This is a genomic window from Sulfitobacter sp. SK025, from assembly GCF_003352105.1.
Taxonomy (GTDB): Bacteria; Pseudomonadota; Alphaproteobacteria; order Rhodobacterales; family Rhodobacteraceae; genus Sulfitobacter; species Sulfitobacter pontiacus.
The window spans coordinates 2,339,673-2,357,652 of the sequence record NZ_CP025808.1; the positions used below are offsets into that span (position 1 = coordinate 2,339,673).

Genomic DNA, 17,980 nt, shown 5'->3' on the forward strand with positions numbered 1-17,980 from the left:
GGTCTCCTATGCCTCGGGCTCTAGCCGCACCAGTGCTACACCCGCCTCGACCTGATCACCAGCCTGCGCCAGAACCTCGGCGATAACGCCATCGCGCGCGGCAAGCAGGCTGTGCTCCATCTTCATGGCTTCCAGCACCGCAAGGCGGTCGCCTTTGGTTACCGTCTGGCCGACCTTGGCATCCACGACACGCACCAATCCGGGCATCGGGGCCTCGATCAGGTTGCCGTCGCCGTGACCACCCGCGGCACGGGCCAGCGGGTCGATAACGTCAAACACCAGCGCATAGCCGTCAAATACCGTTACGCGCCCCTCCGCAACGGATACAGCCGCCGCCTGTTGCCCGCCCACGGACCAGCGTCCGCCGATGCGCTGCGCCACGACCTCTGTCCCCTCCACGGTCCAGATCTGGTGATCCGCCGAGACGACCTGAACCTGCAGCAGATGATCCTCGCCGCCCCAGGTCAATCCAACCGCGCGGCGCAGCGGCTGCCACAGCGTAAATCCCGCGCCCCCGGCCGGATCCAGCAACGACAGTGCCGCCATCCCGGCAAGCGCCGCATGGCGCGGCGCCACCTCGGGCGTTTGTGTCAAAGCATCAATGTCACGGGCGATCAGCCCGGTATCCACATCCCCCGCCGCAAACCCTTCATGCGCTGCCAAAGCGCCCAGAAACGCAAGGTTCGTGACCGTCCCCGCCACCTCGCAGCCGGTCAGCGCCGCGCGTAGGCGCGACAGGGCGATCTCGCGCGTGTCGCCATGCACGATTACCTTGGCAATCATCGGATCATAGAAAGGGCTGATCGTATCGCCGGCGCGCACCCCGCTATCGGCACGGCAGGCCGGCGTGAACTGCAAATGCGTCAAGGTGCCCGTGGCGGGCAGGAAACCCTTGGGGACATCCTCCGCATAAAGCCGCGCCTCAAACGCATGTCCGTGGATCGACAGTTCGTCCTGGCGCAGGGGCAGCCCCTCGCCTGCCGCCACGCGCAACTGCCAGGCCACCAGATCAACGCCGGTGATCGCCTCGGTCACGGGATGTTCCACCTGCAAACGGGTGTTCATCTCCATGAAAAAGAAGCCGTCCGTCTGCAACCCGCCAGAGCCGTCGACGATGAATTCAATCGTGCCCGCCCCGGCATAGCCGATCGCCTCGGCTGCTGTGACGGCCGCCTGCCCCATCGCTTCGCGCATTTCGGGCGTCATGCCGGGGGCCGGAGCTTCCTCGATCACCTTCTGGTGACGCCGCTGAAGCGAGCAATCGCGTTCAAACAGATGCACGGCCTTTTTACCGTCGCCAAAGACCTGCACCTCGATATGGCGCGGTTTGGTGACGAATTTCTCGACCAGCACATCGGCGTTGCCAAAGGCTGTCTTGGCCTCGGAGCGCGCACTCTCCAGCGCGGCCTGAAAACCGTCCGCCGCCTCCACCAGCCGCATACCTTTGCCACCCCCACCGGCGACGGCCTTGATCAACACCGGATAGCCGATCTTATCCGCCTCTGCCGCCAGCAGCGCGTCATCCTGATCGGCCCCGTGATACCCCGGCACAACCGGCACGCCCGCCTCGACCATCAAGGCCTTGGCGGCGTCTTTAAGCCCCATCGCGCGGATGGCCTTGGCCGACGGGCCGATAAAGACCAGCCCCGCCGCCTCTACCGCATCCACGAAATCGGGGTTCTCGGACAAAAAGCCATAGCCCGGATGGATCGCCTGCGCGCCCGTATCCAGTGCCGCCTGAATGATCACCTCGCCGCGCAGATAGCTATCCGCAGGGGCCGACCCGCCGATATGCACCGCCGTATCCGCCATCGCCACATGTTTCGCCGCGCGGTCCGCGTCGGAATAGACCGCCACACAGCGCACCCCCATGGCCTGCGCTGTCTCCATCACGCGGCAAGCAATCTCGCCCCGGTTCGCAATCAGGATCGTATCAAACATCACGCAGTTCCCTCACATCCATCTTATCTTCATTTTGCCCCTTAAACTCCGGGGGTCCCCGGGGGCTGGCCCCCGGCCGCATAAAGGCCAACCGCAGCCTACATCCGGAACACACCAAACTTCGTATCCTCGATCGGTGCGTTCAAGCTTGCCCGTAGCGACAGCGACAGCACCTCGCGGCTGTGGCGCGGGTCGATCACGCCGTCATCCCAAAGCCGTGCGGTCGCATAAAGCGGATGCGACTGTTCTTCGAACATATCAATCGTGGGCTGCTTGAACGCTGTCTCTTCTTCCTCGGTCCAGCTGTCGCCCGCGCGTTCGATCGCATCGCGTTTTACCGTCGCCAGAACGCCCGCCGCCTGCGCCCCGCCCATGACCGAAATGCGCGAGTTCGGCCATGTCCACATGAAGCGCGGAGAATACGCTCGCCCCGCCATACCATAGTTACCGGCCCCGAACGACCCGCCCACCAGCATGGTGATCTTGGGTACATTGGTCGAGGCGACAGCCGTCACCATCTTGGCCCCGTGCCGCGCGATGCCTTCGTTCTCGTATTTGCGCCCGACCATGAAACCGGTGATGTTTTGCAAGAACACCAGCGGGATCTTGCGCTGCGAACACAGCTCGACGAAATGCGCGCCTTTCTGGGCGGATTCCGAGAACAATACGCCATTGTTGGCGATGATGCCGACGGGGCAGCCTTTGACATGGGCGAAGCCACAGACCAGCGTCTCGCCAAAGCGCGCCTTGAATTCGTCGAAGCGGCTGCCATCGACCAGCCGCATGATGACTTCGCGGATGTCATAGGGCGTGCGCAGATCGGCGGGGACAACGCCCAGCATCTCGGCCGGATCATAGGCAGGGTCTTCGGCGGGTTGCCACTGCACATTCATCGGGGCCGCGCGGTTCAGACCGGCCACGGCACGCCGGGCGAGCGCCAGCGCGTGGGCGTCATCCTCGGCCAGATAGTCCGCCACACCTGACAGACGGGTATGCACGTCGCCGCCGCCCAGATCCTCGGCGCTAACAACCTCGCCCGTGGCGGCCTTGACCAACGGCGGACCTGCCAAAAAGATCGTGCCCTGCTCTTTCACGATGATCGACACATCCGACATCGCAGGCACATAGGCCCCGCCTGCGGTGCAGGACCCCATGACTACAGCGATCTGGGGGATGCCCTTGCCGCTCATCCGCGCCTGATTATAGAAAATCCGGCCAAAGTGGTCACGGTCGGGAAAGACCTCGTCCTGATTGGGCAGGTTCGCGCCGCCGCTATCGACCAGATAGATGCAGGGCAGATGGTTTTCCTCGGCGATCTCTTGGGCACGCAGGTGTTTTTTGACGCTCATCGGGAAATAGGTGCCGCCCTTCACCGTGGCGTCGTTGCACACGATCATGCAGTCGATGCCCTGCACCTTGCCGACACCCGCGATCACACCGGCCGCAGGGGCGGCCCCGCCATAAAGCCCATGCGCCGCCAGCGCACCAACCTCAAGGAAGGGCGATCCGGGGTCGAGCAGATTGGCCACCCGTTCGCGGGGCAGCATCTTGCCGCGGCTCACGTGACGGGCGCGAGATTTCTCGCCGCCGCCCAGTTCCGCCGCATCCGCCGCCTCGCGGATGGTTTGCAGCGCGGCCAGATGCGCGGCCTCGTTCGCTTTGAAGCTTTCGGACGAGGGCAAGGCTTGCGAAATCAGCTTCATGTCGGTCTCCTTGATCGGATGGAATGGGGGGGCGTCACAGGGGGGTACGGCATTACGCGGCCCCTTCGGCAGCCGCGCGGGCTTTCAGCTCGCGGCGGATCACCTTGCCTGTGACGGTCATCGGCAAAGCATCCAGAAAGGCCACCTCGCGCGGGTAGGAATAGCTGGCAAGGCGGGTTTTCACCCAGCCTTGCAGGGTCTGCTCATCGACAGTCGCACCGGATTTGCGCACGACATAGGCTTTGACGATCTCTGTCCGCAGCGAGTCGGGCTTGCCCACCACACCGCAGGTTGCCACATCGGGATGGGTCAGCAGGCAATCCTCGATCTCTGCCGGACCGATGCGATAGCCGCTTGAGGTGATCACATCATCCTCGCGCCCGATAAAGCGCAGGTAGTCACCGTCGAACACGCCGCGATCACCGGTCAGCATCCAGTCACCCCGGAATTTTTGTGCTGTCTCGTCGGGGCGCTGCCAATAGCCCAGCATCATCGCGGCTGATCCCTTGCGGATGGCGACGTCGCCTTCGTCTGCCGTCGGCGCACCGTCATCATCCAGCACCGCGACGTCATGACCCGGCACAGGTTTACCGATGCAACCGGGGCGCTGCGGGAACTGGCTGCCCGCGCTGGTGGCGACCATATTGCATTCGGTCTGCCCGTAGAATTCGTTGATGCTCAGGCCAAAGGCTTGCTGCCCCCATGCCAGCATCTCGGCCCCCAAAGGCTCCCCCCCAGATGCGACAGAGCGTAGCCCCGCGATTGTGGCTCCCTCGGCCTTGAGCATCCGCAGCGCGGTCGGAGGAAAGAACACGTTGCGCACATCGCCCTCGCGGAGGATGCGCGCACAGGCGTCTGGAGAGAATTTCGCTAAGCGTGCCGCGACAACAGGCACGCCAAGCGCCAGCGCGGGCATTGCCACATCGAACAGCCCGCCGATCCACGCCCAATCCGCTGGCGTCCAGAGGCAATCGCCGTCTTGCCCCAGCACGTCATGGCTGAGCGAGACGCCGGGCAGATGGCCCGTCAGCACCCGATGGCCATGCAGCGCACCCTTGGGCGACCCCGTCGTGCCCGAGGTATAGATCAGCACCGCCGGATCGTCCGGGCCTGTGTCGGCAAAGGCGACAGGATCGCCCGCCACGCCGACGCTATCTGCCATCAAGGGCGTCGCCAGCCCCCCCAGCAGGTCGCGCCCTTCGGGATCGGTCAGCACCAGCGTCACGCCCGCATCACGCACCCGCGACGCAAGGGCATCATACTTGAAGAGTTTAAACAAAGGCACTGAAATCGCGCCGATTTTCCAGATCGCCAGATGGGCCGCAGCACACCACGGGCTTTGCCCTAGCAGCACGCCCACGCGATCGCCGGCCAGCACCCGCTGCGCCAAGGCGCGTGCCAATCCGTCGACCATATCGGACAGGGTGCCAAAGCTGACATCGCGTCGCGCATCGCCTGTCAGATCAATGATCGCGCGCCGCGCGGGGTCATGGGACAGACATTGCGCCGCCATGTTCAGCCGCGCCGGGATGTCCCACGCGCCCGTTGCGTCCAGACCTGGCAGGACGTCAGCCATCAGCCTTCCCACACGTCCAGCGACAAAGCCTGACGCGCGGTCTGTTGCATCAGACAGTTAATCGCCGCAGGTCCGCGCCCCGTGCCCCCCTGCCAAAGCGAGGCTTCGTAAGTGCACGCCTTGTCGCGGAACACGATCCACGCCCGCTGCATCTCGCGCAGGGCATCCGCCACGCCGGGGCTTCCCTCGGGCCCCGGGATCGCATCGGCATCCATCCGTTTGGCCTGCACCATCACCGCGGCGTAATTATCGTTCAACCGCTGGTCCCAGAATTGCAGCTCACGGTCCAGACACCCGCCCATACCATAGGTGCTGCTCCCGCCCGGAGAATCCTCCATGCACTGGTTCGCAGAGACACCGACGCAGGCCATCTCGGCGGCAAAACCATCGGCGTCGGCGAGGCAAATCTCTGTGCCGCGATCAGTATATTGCAGATCCTGCGCGGCAAGCGGTGAGGCGCAGAGCATCAGGGCAAGGGCCAGAGGTTTCACGCCATTGCTCCCATCATCTCGCGGCCCACCAGCATGCGGCGGATTTCAGAGGTGCCTGCCCCGATCTCCATCAGCTTGGCATCGCGGAAGATGCGGCCCACGGGGTTGTCAGACAGGTAGCCCGCCCCGCCCATGGCCTGCACCGCCTGATGCGCCTGTTTCATCGCCTCTTCGCTGGCATAAAGACAGCAGGCGGCGGCATCCGCACGGGTGACATCACCGCGATCACAGGCCTTGGCGACCTCGTAAACATAGGCGCGGGCCGAATTCATCGCGGTGTACATATCCGCCATCTTGCCCTGCATCAGCTGGAAGTTCCCGATGGGCTGCCCGAATTGCTTACGCTCGACCATATAGGGCATGATCTCGTCCAGACAGGCGGCCATGATCCCCAGACCGATCCCCGCCAGCACCACGCGTTCGTAATCAAGCCCCGACATCAGCACCGCCACGCCGCGCCCCTCTTCCCCCAGAACGTTTTCAAACGGGACTTCGACATCGTCAAAGATCAGCTCTGCCGTGTTGGACCCGCGCATGCCAAGCTTGTCGAAATGCGGGCTGGTGGTGAAGCCTTTCATGGATTTCTCGATCAGGAAGGCGGTGATGCCTTTCGATCCGGCATCGGGGTCGGTCTTGGCATAGACCACCAGCGTGTCGGCGTCAGGGCCGTTGGTGATCCAGTATTTATTTCCCGACAGGCGGTAGTGATCGTTGCGCTTTTCGGCGCGCAGTTTCATCGACACCACGTCGCTGCCCGCAGAGGGTTCGGACATCGCCAGCGCGCCCACATGTTGACCCGAGCACAGGCCCGGCAGGAATTTCGCCTTCTGCTCGGGGCTGCCGTTCAGACGGATCTGGTTCACACAAAGGTTCGAATGCGCCCCGTAGGACAGCGAGACCGAGGCCGAAGCGCGCGCGATTTCTTCAACCGCGACGGTGTGCGCGACATAGCCCATGCCCGAGCCGCCGAATTCTTCCTCGACCGTCATGCCAAGCAGACCAAGGCTGCCCATCTCTTCCCAGAGCGCGGGCGGGAATTCGTTGTGGGTGTCGATCTCGGCGGCCATCGGTTTGACCCGCTCCTGCGCCCAACGGTGCACCATATCGCGCATCTCGTTCACGTCGTCGCCCAGATCGAATTTCATGGTGGTGTTGAACATAGACCCCTCCCCCGAGTTTATTGAACAGTTGTTCATTACACTACACTTCTCGCGGATTCGGTCAAGCAAATGTCGCAGGCTGCGCGGAACTGCACCCGCGCCGCCGATGTTACCCCCGTGACACAGGATAGAAAGGACGCCCCGATATGAGCACGTCATTGAAGAAAGAATTCTGGGACCGCGTAGACGACACCCGCATCGGCATGCTGGCCACCGATACCGCCCGCGCCATCCCCATGAGCCACTATGCCGATCACGACGCCAACTGCCTGTGGTTCATCACCGCACGGGACACCGATCTCGCGAAATCCGCCCAAACCGGTGCTGCGGCCGAATATCTGGTGACCAGCAAGGACGAACACCTATACGCCCGGATCGACGGCACCGTTCAGGCTGTGACCGACCCTGCCAAACTGGACGAGTTGTGGAACGCCTTTGCCGCCGCCTGGTTCAAGGACGGACGCAAGGATGACGACGTGCAACTTGTGCGTATGGACCTCAAACAGGCGGAGGTCTGGCTGACTGGCGGCAGCCTGTCCTTCCTTTACGAAATCGCCAAAGCCAATGTGACCAAACAGGTTCCGGATGCGGGCGAACATGGGACCATTCGCTTCTGAACGGCGGAGACGCCACTATTCACATCAAGGGCGGGCCGTTGTGTCTGCCCTTTTCGCTACGCCATGCTAGGGTGCTGCCGGACACCCACGGCCTTTGCTCGACACCCTGTCTGATACAGCCATGAACGGATGAACTGATATGAAAATCTATGTAACCAGCATCTTCGTTGACGACCAAGACAAGGCCCAGAAGTTCTACTGCGACAAGCTGGGATTTGAGGTGAAGAACGATATTCCCCTCGGGACGCACCGCTGGCTCACCGTGGTATCGCCCGAACATCCCGACGGGACAGAGCTTTTGCTAGAGCCCAGCGATCACCGCGCCGTCGGCCCCTACAAACAGGCGCTGGTGGAGGACGGGATCGCAGCCCATTCCTTTCAGGTTGAGGATCTGGATGCCGAAGTCAAACGGCTGACCGACAGCGGTGTCGCCTTCACCCAAGACCCTATTGATGCCGGCCCTGTCCGCATGGCGGTACTGGATGACACCTGCGGGAACCTCATCCAGTTGATCCAGATGGCGACCCCCGGCGCGGCCTAGCCCTGCTGGAACACCGCCGAGACTTCCGCGCGAATGATCCTTGCGATCAGCGCGCAGTCGTCCAAAGAGAACGTCAGCGGGACGCGCATGTCGATGATACTGGCGAGCACCGCATCGCTGGCGGGCAGCGCAGAGGGTTCGGCATAGCGCCATGAATCGTAGCGGCTGGTAAAGCCCACAGGCTCCGCCCCGCCGAACCACTTCAGTTCCACCCCGCGGGCGGCGCAGCGGGTCAGCACTGATGCGATGGCCTCGGGGGCCCAGCCAGACAGCAGGAACTGGAACGACGATCCGACAAAACGTTCCATCGCGGGGCGGTTGATGAGGGTCAGGCCGGGCGTGTCGCGCAAGCCGTCCTGAACCACATGATACCGCGCATTCCACCCGTCGATCTGTGTCTCAAGCCGCTTGAGCTGCGGGCGCAGGATCGCCGCGCGCAGGTTATCCATCCGGCCAGAGATATTCGGCGTGTCGTATTTCACCGTCTCGAAGGTTTCGGGCGGCGGCCCTGCCAGATGCCGGTCATAAAGCATATAGGACCCTGAGAGCATGATCGCCCGCGCCGCAAGGGCGGCATCATCGGTGACCAGTAGCCCGCCCTCGCCCGCGTTGACGTGTTTATAGGTCTGGCAGGAATAGCACCCCACCGCCCCATGCCGCCCCGAGGGCACGCCGTTCCAGCTTGCCCCCATGGTATGGGCGCAATCCTCTACCACGGTGACACCGGCGGCATCACAAAGCGCCATCAACCGGTCCATATCGCAGATATGCCCGCGCATATGGCTTAGCAGCAGCACCCCCGCCTGATCCAGTTTGGCGGCCAGATCGTCCAGATCGATCACCAGACCTTGGGTGACATCGACAAAGACCGGCGTGGCCCCGACCGCGGCAATCGCGCCGGGCACGGGGGCCAGCGTGAAAGCGTTGGATAGCACCCGATCCCCCGGCTTGACGCCAACGGCCCGCAAGGCGGTGGCGATGGCATAGCCGCCCGAGGCCACGGCAAGGCAGTAGTGCGCGCCCACCATCGCGGCGAACTCCTGCTCTAGCAGCGCGGCCTCGGCGGTTTCGCCGGGCGCGGTGTTATAGCGGTGCAGCCGCCCATGGCGCATCACGGCGACGGCGGCGTCGATAGCTTCCTCGGGGATCGGTTCTTGCTGGGTGAAGCTGCCGGCGAACACCTCTGCCGTGTCAGATGCCATGTCAGACAGCACCGATCAGACGGGTGACGATGTCGGGCAGGTCGTCATAGTGGTCCAGCAGGGCTTCGGGGCCAAGTGCCGCCATATCATCGCCCGAGGGGCCGAAGGAGACCAACACGCAAGGCACCCCCGCCGCGCGCGCCGTCTCGCGGTCGGTATTGGTATCGCCCACAAGCAAGCACAGCGCGGGGTCGCCCCCGGCACGCCGCGCGGTTTCGAACAGATGCTCCGGATCGGGCTTGCGGATCGCCAGCGTATCGGCCCCCACCATCGCGCCAAAGGCATCGCGCACGCCAAGCTTGGTCAGCAGCGTATGCGCCAGCCCCTCGGGTTTGTTGGTGCAGATCGCCACGCGGTAGCCCGCGGCTTTCAACGCCTCCACCGCCTCCATCGCGCCGGGGTACAGCACGGTATGGGTGTCGATCTCGCGGCCATAGGCTTCGAGCAGCATGGGATAGTAGCGGTCGATCGTCTCGGCGTCGTCGGCGCGCCCCAAGCGTTCCATGCCCAACCGCAGCATCGCGCGGCCGCCTTTCAACGCCGTGCCTGCATCGGTCTTGGCATCCAGCACATCGCCCTCGCCCATGTCGCGGAAACAGGCATTGGCCGCGGCGATCAAGTCTCCGCTGGTGTCCGCGAGCGTCCCGTCGAGGTCGAATACGACTGTTTTCATCGGCATTCCTTTGCTGAATGTGTTGCAGGCGGAAATCTTCTTTGATGACCCCTAGCCTTGCGCAAAATCGCCAACAAGGTAAAGAGAGCAGACATTAAATTGATTAAAGAGATTATACATGGAAGTTGCACTGATCCTTTTGGCCGCAGGCAAAGGTACCCGTATGCAATCGGATCTGCCCAAGGTTCTGCATGCGGTCGCCCACGCACCATTGTTAGAGCACGCCATGGCATCAGGTGCCGCACTGTCGCCTGCCCGCACGGTCGTTGTAGCAGGCCACGGGGCAGATCAGGTCCGCGCCGCAGCGCAGGCATTTGACGACGAAGCACAGGTCGTTGTGCAAGAGGAACAATTAGGCACCGCCCACGCCGTTGGACAGGCGCGCGAGGCGCTGGCAGGCTTCGGCGGCACGGCCATCGTGCTTTATGGCGATACGCCTTTCGTGCAGACCGAAACGCTTGAAAACATGTGCGCGGCACTTGAGACGAATGATGTCGTCGTGCTGGGCTTCGACGCCGCTGATCCTGCCCGCTATGGCCGTTTGGTAATGCAGGGCGACAGCCTTGACCGCATCGTTGAATACAAGGATGCCACGGATGAAGAGCGCGCTATAACCCTTTGTAATAGCGGTGTTGTCGCGTGCAAATCCGATCTGCTGTTTGATCTGATTGATGCCGTCGGCAACGACAACGCATCGGAAGAATACTACCTTACGGATATCATCGGCATTGCACGGGAACGCGGGTTGAAAGCCACTGCCGTCACCTGTGACGAGGCCGAGACGATGGGCGTGAACTCCCGCGCGGATCTGGCCGCTGCCGACGCCGCGTTCCAGTCGCGCGCCCGTGCAGCCATGCTCGAGGACGGTATCACGCTGATGGCCCCCGATACGGTCTATTTCGCCCGCGACACCTATATCGGCCGCGACACGGTGATCGAACCCAATGTGGTCTTCGGCCCCGGCGTGACGATTGAATCCGGTGCCACCATCCGCGCGTTCAGCCACCTTGAAGGCTGCCACGTCGCACGCGGCGGGGTCATCGGCCCCTACGCCCGCCTGCGCCCCGGTGCAGAGCTGTCCGAGGATGTGCGCATCGGCAACTTTGTCGAGGTCAAGAACGCGCAGATCGCCGAAGGGGCCAAGGTGAACCACCTGAGCTATATCGGCGACGCGACCATCGGCGCCAAAGCCAATATCGGCGCAGGCACGATCACCTGCAACTATGACGGCGTGATGAAGCACCACACCCATATCGGGGCCAACGCCTTTATCGGGTCGAACACCATGCTGGTGGCCCCCGTGCATATCGGCGACGGAGCGATGACGGGATCGGGGTCGGTCATCACCTCGGATGTGGAGGCTGACGCATTGGCGCTGGCGCGTGCGCATCAGGTCGAGAAACCGGGCATGGCGCGGAAATTGTTGGAAATGTTAAAGGCCAAGAAGGCCAAACAGCAGAGAGGCAGCTAATCATGTGTGGTATTGTCGGTATCCTTGGTCAACACGAAGTTGCGCCTACCCTTGTCGAAGCCCTGAAACGTCTGGAATATCGCGGCTATGACAGCGCCGGTATCGCGACGATTGACGCGGGCAAGCTGGACCGCCGCCGCGCGGTCGGCAAACTAGTGAACCTGTCGGATCTGCTGGTGCACGAACCGCTCGCCGGGAAGTCGGGCATCGGGCATACCCGTTGGGCGACCCATGGCGCGCCATCGGTCACCAATGCGCACCCGCATCAGGCGGGGCCCGTGGCTGTCGTGCATAATGGCATCATCGAAAACTTCCGCGAGCTGCGCGCCGAACTGTCCAAGGACGGCGTTGAATTCGTGACCGAAACGGACACGGAAACGGTCGTGTTGCTCACCCAGAAATACATGGCCGAAGGGCTGGGCCCTGTAGACGCCGCGACCAAGACCATTGCGCGGCTGCATGGGGCTTTCGCGCTGGCGTTCCTGTTTGACGGTGAAAACGATCTGATGATCGGCGCGCGCAAGGGGGCTCCGCTGGCCGTCGGCTATGGCGACAACGAGATGTATCTGGGCAGCGACGCGATTGCGCTGTCGCCCATGACGGACCGTGTGACCTATCTCGAGGAAGGCGACCGCGCCGTGCTGACCCGCACGTCGGTCAAGATTTACGATGCCAATGATGCCCCTGTCGATCGTGTGATCAAGAAGATCAGCCTGGATACCACCCGCATCGACAAGGCCGGCCACAAGCATTTTATGGCGAAAGAGATCGCAGAGCAGCCCGCCGTCATTGGCGAGGCCCTGTCGCGCTATCTCAGCGCGGACGGAGAGATCATGCTACCCGATCCGGGGCTCGATTTCACCAAGATCGACCGTATCACCATGGTCGCCTGCGGCACGGCCTTCTACGCCTGCCTGACCGCGAAATACTGGTTCGAACAGATCGCCCGCATGCCGGTCGAGGTCGATGTCGCGTCGGAGTTCCGCTATCGTGAACCGCCCATCTCGGACCGGACAATGGCGCTGTTTGTCAGCCAGTCGGGCGAAACCGCCGACACGCTGGCCGCGCTGCGCTATTGCGCGGGCAAGGCCGATCTCATCACCTCGGTCGTCAATGTGACTGAATCCTCCATCGCGCGGGAAAGCAATCTGGCGTTGCCAATCCACGCCGGTGTCGAGGTGGGCGTCGCCTCTACCAAAGCCTTCACCTGCCAGTTGACCGTCTTGTTCCTGATGGTGCTGAAAGCCGCCGTCGACCGCGGCGCGATCACCAAGGAAGAACTGGCCGATTATGTCTCTGGTCTGCGGTCCATGCCGTCGCTGATCAACACCGCGCTCGAACAGAACGCCGCCCTGCGCGACGAAGCCTACAAGCTTTCTTCGGCCCGTGACGTGTTGTTCCTGGGGCGTGGCGCGATGTTCCCTCTCGCGCTCGAAGGCGCACTAAAACTTAAAGAAATCAGCTATATACACGCCGAAGCTTATGCGTCGGGAGAGCTCAAACACGGCCCGATCGCGCTGATCGACGAAAACGTGCCTGTGGTGGTCATGGCCCCCAACGACACGCTTTTCGACAAGACTGTCAGCAACATGCAAGAGGTCATGGCGCGCAAGGGCAAGGTTATCCTGATCTCGGATCGTGCGGGGCTGGATGAAGCCGCCGAAGGCACGTGGGGGCAGATCGAGATGCCACCCGTTGCCGATGCGCTCGCCCCCATCCTCTATGCGATCCCGGCGCAGTTGCTGGCCTATCACACCGCGATTGCCAAAGGCACCGATGTCGACCAACCGCGCAACCTGGCAAAATCGGTGACTGTGGAATGAACCTTGCCCCCTATATGGCACAGCTGAACGAACTGGCTGATCCCGCCGCTGTCGAGAAGATGCAGGCCTATCACAAGGTGGATCGTCCCTATCTGGGCATCGCCAATCCGCAGATCAACGATCTGACCAAAGCGTGGCGGGCCGAGCTGTCTCTGACCGACCGGATCGCGCTGGCCGATGCCCTGTGGCAAACGGATATCTTCGAGGCGCGGGTAGCTGCGGCCAAGCTGTTGACCCAGGCCCGCCTGCGTCCGGATGACGAACCCGCGTGGCAGTTGATCCAAAGCTGGGTACCGGATTTCGACAGCTGGGCCATCGCGGATCATGCCTGCATGGCGGCGCAAAAACGGTTGTTGGCAGACCCTCAACGTCTGGATGTGGTAGAGACCTGGACCCAATCGGGCGAACTCTGGTCGAAGCGGGCGGCGCTTGTCGCGACCCTGCCCTGGACCAAGCAAAACAACCCCAAGCCCGAAGAGCTGGATGCGCGCGAGCGTATCCTTGGTTGGGCGGCGGGCTATCTGCCGGTCAAGAACGGTATCCTGCAAAAGGCCATCGCGTGGTGGGTGCGCGACCTCAGCCGTCATGACCCCGTGCGCGCCGCCGCCTTTATCGAGGACAACCGCGCCACCCTCAAACCCTATGCGATCAAGGAAGCCGCGCGCCATATGCCGGACTTCCCGCTGGAAGCCCCGGTGGCAGCGGACGTGACGGCGGAAGACGAAGCCCCCGCATCAGACAGCTGATCCCTACAGAAAACGGGCGCCCAAGGTTCCCCCTCGGACGCCCGTTTTGTATCTTACACCGTCACCGCGTGGCTTAGCCGTTGGTGGACACTTCAACCTTGGTCAGATCCGTCAGCGACGCGCCAATCAGACGCAGCGCCGACAACGACATGCGGCTCCCGCCCGAAGCAGGCCCATCCAGCGGGATCAGTTCAACCGTAGAGGATTTGCCCGTCGCGGGGTTCGTCACGCGGCCCTGCATTTCCGATTTCACCAGCGGTGTTTTCATCCACAGCCCCGGCTCTGTCGCGCTGCCGAGCGAGGCGACGGTGGTGCCCAGCGATTTAGCCCCTGCCTCAGCAGGTTTTGACGCCTCGGCGCGTTGTTCGGCCGTGGTGGTGTCAAGCGCGTCGGCTGTGCGCGCCCCAGCAGGCGGACGGGCAGCCGCGGTGGCGGACGACAGGGACGCCTCAGCACGCGCCTCGGCCTCGGCCGTGGGTGGGGCTGCGTCCGCCCCGCGTTTGCCCAAACCCAAACGATCCGTTACGCCCGCACATCCGGCCAGAGCAACGATAGCGACACCTAGAATAATATAATGTTTCATGGGTTAAATCTAACGCTCCGCCCCTGCCGCTTCAATCTCCTAAATGCTACTTGCCCCGGGATGGGCCGATGTTTACCTATGGGATATGAATGCACCTTTGATTGACCCGTTCGCCCGCGCTATCACCTATCTGCGCGTCTCTGTCACAGACCGCTGTGACTTTCGCTGTGTTTATTGCATGTCCGAGAATATGAATTTCCTCCCCAAGAAGGAACTTCTGACCTTGGAAGAGCTGGATCGGCTGTGCACCAACTTTGTCGATCTGGGTGTGCAAAAGCTGCGCATCACCGGCGGTGAGCCTTTGGTCCGCAAGGGTATCATGACCTTCTTCGACAGCATGACCCGCCATCTGGACGCCGGCACGCTGAAAGAGCTGACGCTGACCACCAATGGCAGCCAGCTGGAACGATATGCCGCCGATCTTTACGCTGCGGGCGTGCGCCGTGTGAATGTCTCGCTTGATACGCTGGACGATCAGAAATTCGCCGACATCACCCGTTGGGGGCGTCTGCCGCAGGTGCTGCGCGGGATCGACGCGGCGCAGAATGCCGGGCTGCGGGTCAAGATCAACGCCGTCGCGCTGAAAGGCTTCAACGAGGCAGAACTGCCGTCGATGACCGCATGGTGTGCGGATCGCGGGATTGATCTGACCTGGATCGAGGTGATGCCCATGGGCGACTTGGGCAACGAGGACCGCTTGGGCCAGTATTGGTCGCTCAAGGATGTGCGCCGCACTTACGAGGAACATTACACCGTCACCGATCTAGCCGAGAATACGGGCGGCCCTGCCCGGTATGTCCGGCTGGAAGAGACCGGCCAGAAGATCGGCTTTATCACGCCGCTGTCCCATAATTTCTGCGAAAGTTGCAACCGCGTGCGGATCACCTGCACCGGTGAAATCTACATGTGTCTGGGGCAGGAAGATGTGGCCGACCTGCGCGCGCCCTTGCGCAATCACCCCGATGACGACACACCCTTGAAAGACGCAATTCGCGCGGCGATCAACCTTAAGCCCAAGGGCCACGACTTTGATTATTCACGGCAAAAGCTGGATGGGCAGATGCCCCGCCACATGAGCCACACAGGCGGCTGACGCGACCGTGTCCGCGCCTTTCCTGTACCGCGCCTGGGTTCTTGCCAGCCGCTGCCTGATCCCCTTTGCCGCCAGCGCAGAGGCGCGCAAGCTGAACGCGCAGGACGTGCCCGCCGCCCGCGCGGGCGAAAAACGCGGCATCGCCACACAGCCGCGCCCAAGCGGCGGCGCGCTGGTTTGGGTGCACGCGGCCTCCGTGGGCGAAAGCCTGTCGGTGCTGGCGCTGATCACCCGCATGGGGCATATGCTGCCCGACGCGCATTTCCTGATCACCTCGGGCACCGCGACCTCAGCCAGGCTGGTGGACCAACGTCTGCCGCCGCGCAGCCTGCACCAGTTTGCCCCGCTGGACGCCCCCGGCCCGTTAAAGCGGTTCCTGGCCCATTGGCAGCCCGACGCCGCGATATTTGTCGAAAGCGAGATCTGGCCGCAGATGCTGCGACGGACCCACGCGACCGGCGCGCCGATGGCGCTGGTCAATGCGCGCATGTCCGACAAAACGGTCGAGTTCTGGGAGAAATGGCCCCGCACTGCCCGCTACCTGTTCGATGTCTTCACGCTGATCGTGACGCAGAATGACGCGATGGCGCGCAATATGATCCGCATGCATGCCCCCACCGATCGAGTGTCGCCGGGCGTGAACCTGAAATCCATGGCCGGCCCGCTGCCCGTCGATGCTCAGGCGCTGGGGTCTGCGCGCACAGCGCTTGGCGGGCGGGCGGTCTGGGTCGCCTCCTCCACCCACGAAGGCGAGGAACGCAGCGTGCTCGATGCGCATAAGCAACTGCTGCGCGAGATCCCCGATCTGTGTCTCATCCTCGCCCCCCGCCACCCTGAACGCGGCGACGCGGTAGAGGCGCTGGTACAGGATGCCGGGCTGACCGTGCAGCGTCGCAGCCGTGGGGATGCCCCCGGGGGGCAGGTCTATCTGGCCGACACGCTGGGAGAATTGGGCCTCTGGTACAGCCTGTCCGATGTCGTGTTTCTGGGCGGATCGCTGCTGCCCATTGGCGGGCATAACCCGTTCGAGGTGGCGCAATCGGGTGCCGCCGTGCTGTCGGGCAATCACGTTGCGGCCTTTGCGGAAACCTATGCCCAGCTTGAGGCCGAAGGCGCTGCGCGGATCGTGGCGGATGACGATGATCTGGCCACCCGCGTTGCCGCGCTCTTGACCAAACCGGATGAGCTGGCGACGATGACCGCTGCCGCTGCCCGCTTCATCGCGGCACAAGATGACCAGCTTGATGCCATTGCCAGCCGTCTGATCACCACATTGAAGTTGGATACCCCATGACGCACCCCCTTGCCCGCACCGATGTGATCGCGCCGAATTTCAAACGCAGGCTCAGCGGCGTCACGGCCACTGTGATGCGGCTGGTGCCGGTCCAATCGCGCGATATCTCTATCGCGGCAACGGGCCCCGTTGTGCCTGATGATGTGCCGCAGGTGCCGTTGGCCTCGCTTGTGACCATGTCGCGCCGCGGGCCGTCACCGTCGGGCTGGCGGGTCTGGCACGCGCGGCGCAACGTCGAGATGCTGGGCGGGCTGGCGCTGCGCTATCTGCTGGGCAAGCGGCTCAAGCTGATGTTCACCTCTGCCAGCCAGCGTGAACAGACCGGGCTGACGCGCTGGCTGATCCGGCGGATGGATGCCGTGGTGGCGACCTCGGACCGGACCAACGCCTATCTGGAAAACCCCGGCCATGTGATCATGCACGGGATCGACACCGAAGGCTTTGCCCCCTCGCCCGACCGCGCCGCCCTGCGCGCCGAGCTTAAGCTGCCAGTGAACGCGACGCTGGTGGGCTGCTATGGCCGTATCCGCGCCCAAAAGGGCACCGATGCCTTTGTCGAGGCGATGCTGCCAATCCTGCGGGACAACCCCGATGTCGTCGCCCTTGTGATGGGACGCGCGACCGAGAAATACGAGAGCTTCGAGAAGGGCCTGAAAGACCGCGCCCGCGCCGAAGGGCTGTCGGACCGGATGCTGTTCCTGCCAGAGGTGCCTGTGGGCGATATGGCGGATTTCTACCGCGTGCTGGACCTTTACGTCGCCCCCCAACGGTGGGAGGGCTTCGGGCTCACCCCGATCGAGGCGATGGCCTGCGGTGTGCCCGTGGTCGCGACCCGTGTGGGTGCCTTTGAAAAGCTGGTGGTGCAAGGTACGACGGGCCTACTGGTGGACCCCGATGATATTCCCGCGCTCGAGGCTGCGACGCGCGATGCCCTGTCCGACCGGACCCGACTGGCCGCATGGGCAGAGGCCGGGCGCAGCTATGTGATGTCGGATTTCTCTATCGCGCGCGAAGCGGCGGCGCTGGTCAAAATCTATCGCAAGCTGCTGGCGGCATAGGGCGCGGG

The 17,980-nt window shown here is 63.2% G+C and carries 16 protein-coding genes; 8 read left to right on the forward strand and 8 right to left on the reverse strand.

Annotated elements, in window-relative coordinates; genetic code table 11:
• Nucleotides 1-6: 6 nt before the first annotated feature.
• The 5 genes from C1J04_RS11385 to C1J04_RS11405 form a co-directional block, all read right to left on the reverse strand.
• A complete protein-coding gene (locus C1J04_RS11385; RefSeq protein WP_114865365.1) occupies nt 7-1,941 on the reverse strand; it encodes an acetyl/propionyl/methylcrotonyl-CoA carboxylase subunit alpha in 1,935 nt (644 codons plus the stop codon).
• A gap of 98 nt (nt 1,942-2,039) precedes the next feature.
• A complete protein-coding gene (locus C1J04_RS11390) occupies nt 2,040-3,644 on the reverse strand; it encodes a carboxyl transferase domain-containing protein (RefSeq protein ID WP_005854009.1) in 1,605 nt (534 codons plus the stop codon).
• A gap of 52 nt (nt 3,645-3,696) precedes the next feature.
• On the reverse strand, nt 3,697-5,220 hold the full coding sequence (locus C1J04_RS11395; protein WP_009824871.1) for an AMP-binding protein: 1,524 nt from the start codon (nt 5,218-5,220) through the stop codon (nt 3,697-3,699).
• Nucleotides 5,220-5,711 carry a lysozyme inhibitor LprI family protein gene (locus C1J04_RS11400; protein ID WP_009824872.1) on the reverse strand — a complete coding sequence of 164 codons (492 nt, stop codon included), beginning with the start codon at nt 5,709-5,711 and terminating at the stop codon, nt 5,220-5,222. The genes C1J04_RS11395 and C1J04_RS11400 overlap by 1 nt, the downstream gene beginning before the upstream one ends.
• Nucleotides 5,708-6,871 (reverse strand): isovaleryl-CoA dehydrogenase, encoded by a 1,164-nt coding sequence (locus C1J04_RS11405; protein WP_009824873.1) that lies wholly within the window; start codon nt 6,869-6,871, stop codon nt 5,708-5,710. Before C1J04_RS11405 ends, C1J04_RS11400 begins: the two co-directional genes overlap by 4 nt.
• A gap of 146 nt (nt 6,872-7,017) precedes the next feature.
• Between C1J04_RS11405 and C1J04_RS11410 the strand changes: the two genes are divergently transcribed.
• Together C1J04_RS11410 and C1J04_RS11415 are read left to right on the forward strand one after the other, a co-directional pair.
• Nucleotides 7,018-7,488 carry a pyridoxamine 5'-phosphate oxidase family protein gene (locus C1J04_RS11410; RefSeq protein ID WP_005854017.1) on the forward strand — a complete coding sequence of 157 codons (471 nt, stop codon included), beginning with the start codon at nt 7,018-7,020 and terminating at the stop codon, nt 7,486-7,488.
• Between the two features lie 139 nt (nt 7,489-7,627).
• A complete protein-coding gene (locus C1J04_RS11415) occupies nt 7,628-8,029 on the forward strand; it encodes a VOC family protein (protein WP_009824874.1) in 402 nt (133 codons plus the stop codon).
• Here C1J04_RS11415 and C1J04_RS11420 read toward each other — a convergent pair.
• Together C1J04_RS11420 and C1J04_RS11425 are read right to left on the reverse strand one after the other, a co-directional pair.
• Nucleotides 8,026-9,231 carry a DegT/DnrJ/EryC1/StrS family aminotransferase gene (locus tag C1J04_RS11420; RefSeq protein ID WP_037953756.1) on the reverse strand — a complete coding sequence of 402 codons (1,206 nt, stop codon included), beginning with the start codon at nt 9,229-9,231 and terminating at the stop codon, nt 8,026-8,028. The two genes, C1J04_RS11415 and C1J04_RS11420, sit on opposite strands and share 4 nt — an antisense overlap.
• A gap of 1 nt (nt 9,232) precedes the next feature.
• Nucleotides 9,233-9,904, reverse strand: coding sequence for an HAD-IA family hydrolase (locus tag C1J04_RS11425; protein WP_005854024.1), 672 nt, complete (start codon nt 9,902-9,904; stop codon nt 9,233-9,235).
• A gap of 118 nt (nt 9,905-10,022) precedes the next feature.
• Here C1J04_RS11425 and glmU point away from each other — a divergent pair, with 118 nt between their 5' ends.
• From glmU to C1J04_RS11440, 3 genes are read left to right on the forward strand one after another with little or no spacing between them, the layout of a single operon-like run.
• Entirely contained in the window at nt 10,023-11,375 is a 1,353-nt protein-coding gene (glmU, locus tag C1J04_RS11430; protein ID WP_009824877.1) for a bifunctional UDP-N-acetylglucosamine diphosphorylase/glucosamine-1-phosphate N-acetyltransferase GlmU, read from the forward strand.
• Nucleotides 11,376-11,377: 2 nt separating this feature from the next.
• Nucleotides 11,378-13,198, forward strand: a complete 1,821-nt coding sequence (glmS, locus tag C1J04_RS11435) for a glutamine--fructose-6-phosphate transaminase (isomerizing) (RefSeq protein WP_009824878.1) — start codon at nt 11,378-11,380, stop codon at nt 13,196-13,198.
• A complete protein-coding gene (locus tag C1J04_RS11440) occupies nt 13,195-13,944 on the forward strand; it encodes a DNA alkylation repair protein (RefSeq protein ID WP_009824879.1) in 750 nt (249 codons plus the stop codon). Before glmS ends, C1J04_RS11440 begins: the two co-directional genes overlap by 4 nt.
• A 73-nt stretch (nt 13,945-14,017) precedes the next feature.
• On the opposite strand, the gene C1J04_RS11445 is transcribed toward C1J04_RS11440, so the two are convergent.
• The gene (locus tag C1J04_RS11445) at nt 14,018-14,527 is read right to left on the reverse strand and encodes a hypothetical protein (protein WP_009824880.1); all 510 of its coding nucleotides are present in this window, start codon (nt 14,525-14,527) and stop codon (nt 14,018-14,020) included.
• An 85-nt stretch (nt 14,528-14,612) separates the two neighbouring features.
• Here C1J04_RS11445 and moaA point away from each other — a divergent pair, with 85 nt between their 5' ends.
• From moaA to C1J04_RS11460, 3 genes are read left to right on the forward strand one after another with little or no spacing between them, the layout of a single operon-like run.
• A complete protein-coding gene (moaA, locus tag C1J04_RS11450) occupies nt 14,613-15,620 on the forward strand; it encodes a GTP 3',8-cyclase MoaA (protein ID WP_009824881.1) in 1,008 nt (335 codons plus the stop codon).
• Nucleotides 15,621-15,627: 7 nt separating this feature from the next.
• Complete coding sequence (locus tag C1J04_RS11455; RefSeq protein ID WP_009824882.1) at nt 15,628-16,914, forward strand: 3-deoxy-D-manno-octulosonic acid transferase; 1,287 nt, start codon at nt 15,628-15,630, stop codon at nt 16,912-16,914.
• The gene (locus tag C1J04_RS11460) at nt 16,911-17,972 is read left to right on the forward strand and encodes a glycosyltransferase family 4 protein (protein ID WP_005854038.1); all 1,062 of its coding nucleotides are present in this window, start codon (nt 16,911-16,913) and stop codon (nt 17,970-17,972) included. Before C1J04_RS11455 ends, C1J04_RS11460 begins: the two co-directional genes overlap by 4 nt.
• Nucleotides 17,973-17,980 lie beyond the last annotated feature (8 nt).

What these genes read in the sequence shown, in the direction of transcription:
- C1J04_RS11385 (WP_114865365.1), bottom strand. Translation starts at nt 1,941, where the DNA reads ATGTTTGATACGATCCTGATTGCGAACCGGGGCGAGATTGCTTGCCGC.
- C1J04_RS11390 (WP_005854009.1), bottom strand. Translation starts at nt 3,644, where the DNA reads ATGAAGCTGATTTCGCAAGCCTTGCCCTCGTCCGAAAGCTTCAAAGCG.
- C1J04_RS11395 (WP_009824871.1), bottom strand. Translation starts at nt 5,220, where the DNA reads ATGGCTGACGTCCTGCCAGGTCTGGACGCAACGGGCGCGTGGGACATC.
- C1J04_RS11405 (WP_009824873.1), bottom strand. Translation starts at nt 6,871, where the DNA reads ATGTTCAACACCACCATGAAATTCGATCTGGGCGACGACGTGAACGAG.
- C1J04_RS11410 (WP_005854017.1), top strand. Translation starts at nt 7,018, where the DNA reads ATGAGCACGTCATTGAAGAAAGAATTCTGGGACCGCGTAGACGACACC.
- C1J04_RS11415 (WP_009824874.1), top strand. Translation starts at nt 7,628, where the DNA reads ATGAAAATCTATGTAACCAGCATCTTCGTTGACGACCAAGACAAGGCC.
- C1J04_RS11420 (WP_037953756.1), bottom strand. Translation starts at nt 9,231, where the DNA reads ATGGCATCTGACACGGCAGAGGTGTTCGCCGGCAGCTTCACCCAGCAA.
- C1J04_RS11425 (WP_005854024.1), bottom strand. Translation starts at nt 9,904, where the DNA reads ATGAAAACAGTCGTATTCGACCTCGACGGGACGCTCGCGGACACCAGC.
- glmU (WP_009824877.1), top strand. Translation starts at nt 10,023, where the DNA reads ATGGAAGTTGCACTGATCCTTTTGGCCGCAGGCAAAGGTACCCGTATG.
- glmS (WP_009824878.1), top strand. Translation starts at nt 11,378, where the DNA reads ATGTGTGGTATTGTCGGTATCCTTGGTCAACACGAAGTTGCGCCTACC.
- C1J04_RS11440 (WP_009824879.1), top strand. Translation starts at nt 13,195, where the DNA reads ATGAACCTTGCCCCCTATATGGCACAGCTGAACGAACTGGCTGATCCC.
- C1J04_RS11445 (WP_009824880.1), bottom strand. Translation starts at nt 14,527, where the DNA reads ATGAAACATTATATTATTCTAGGTGTCGCTATCGTTGCTCTGGCCGGA.
- moaA (WP_009824881.1), top strand. Translation starts at nt 14,613, where the DNA reads ATGAATGCACCTTTGATTGACCCGTTCGCCCGCGCTATCACCTATCTG.
- C1J04_RS11460 (WP_005854038.1), top strand. Translation starts at nt 16,911, where the DNA reads ATGACGCACCCCCTTGCCCGCACCGATGTGATCGCGCCGAATTTCAAA.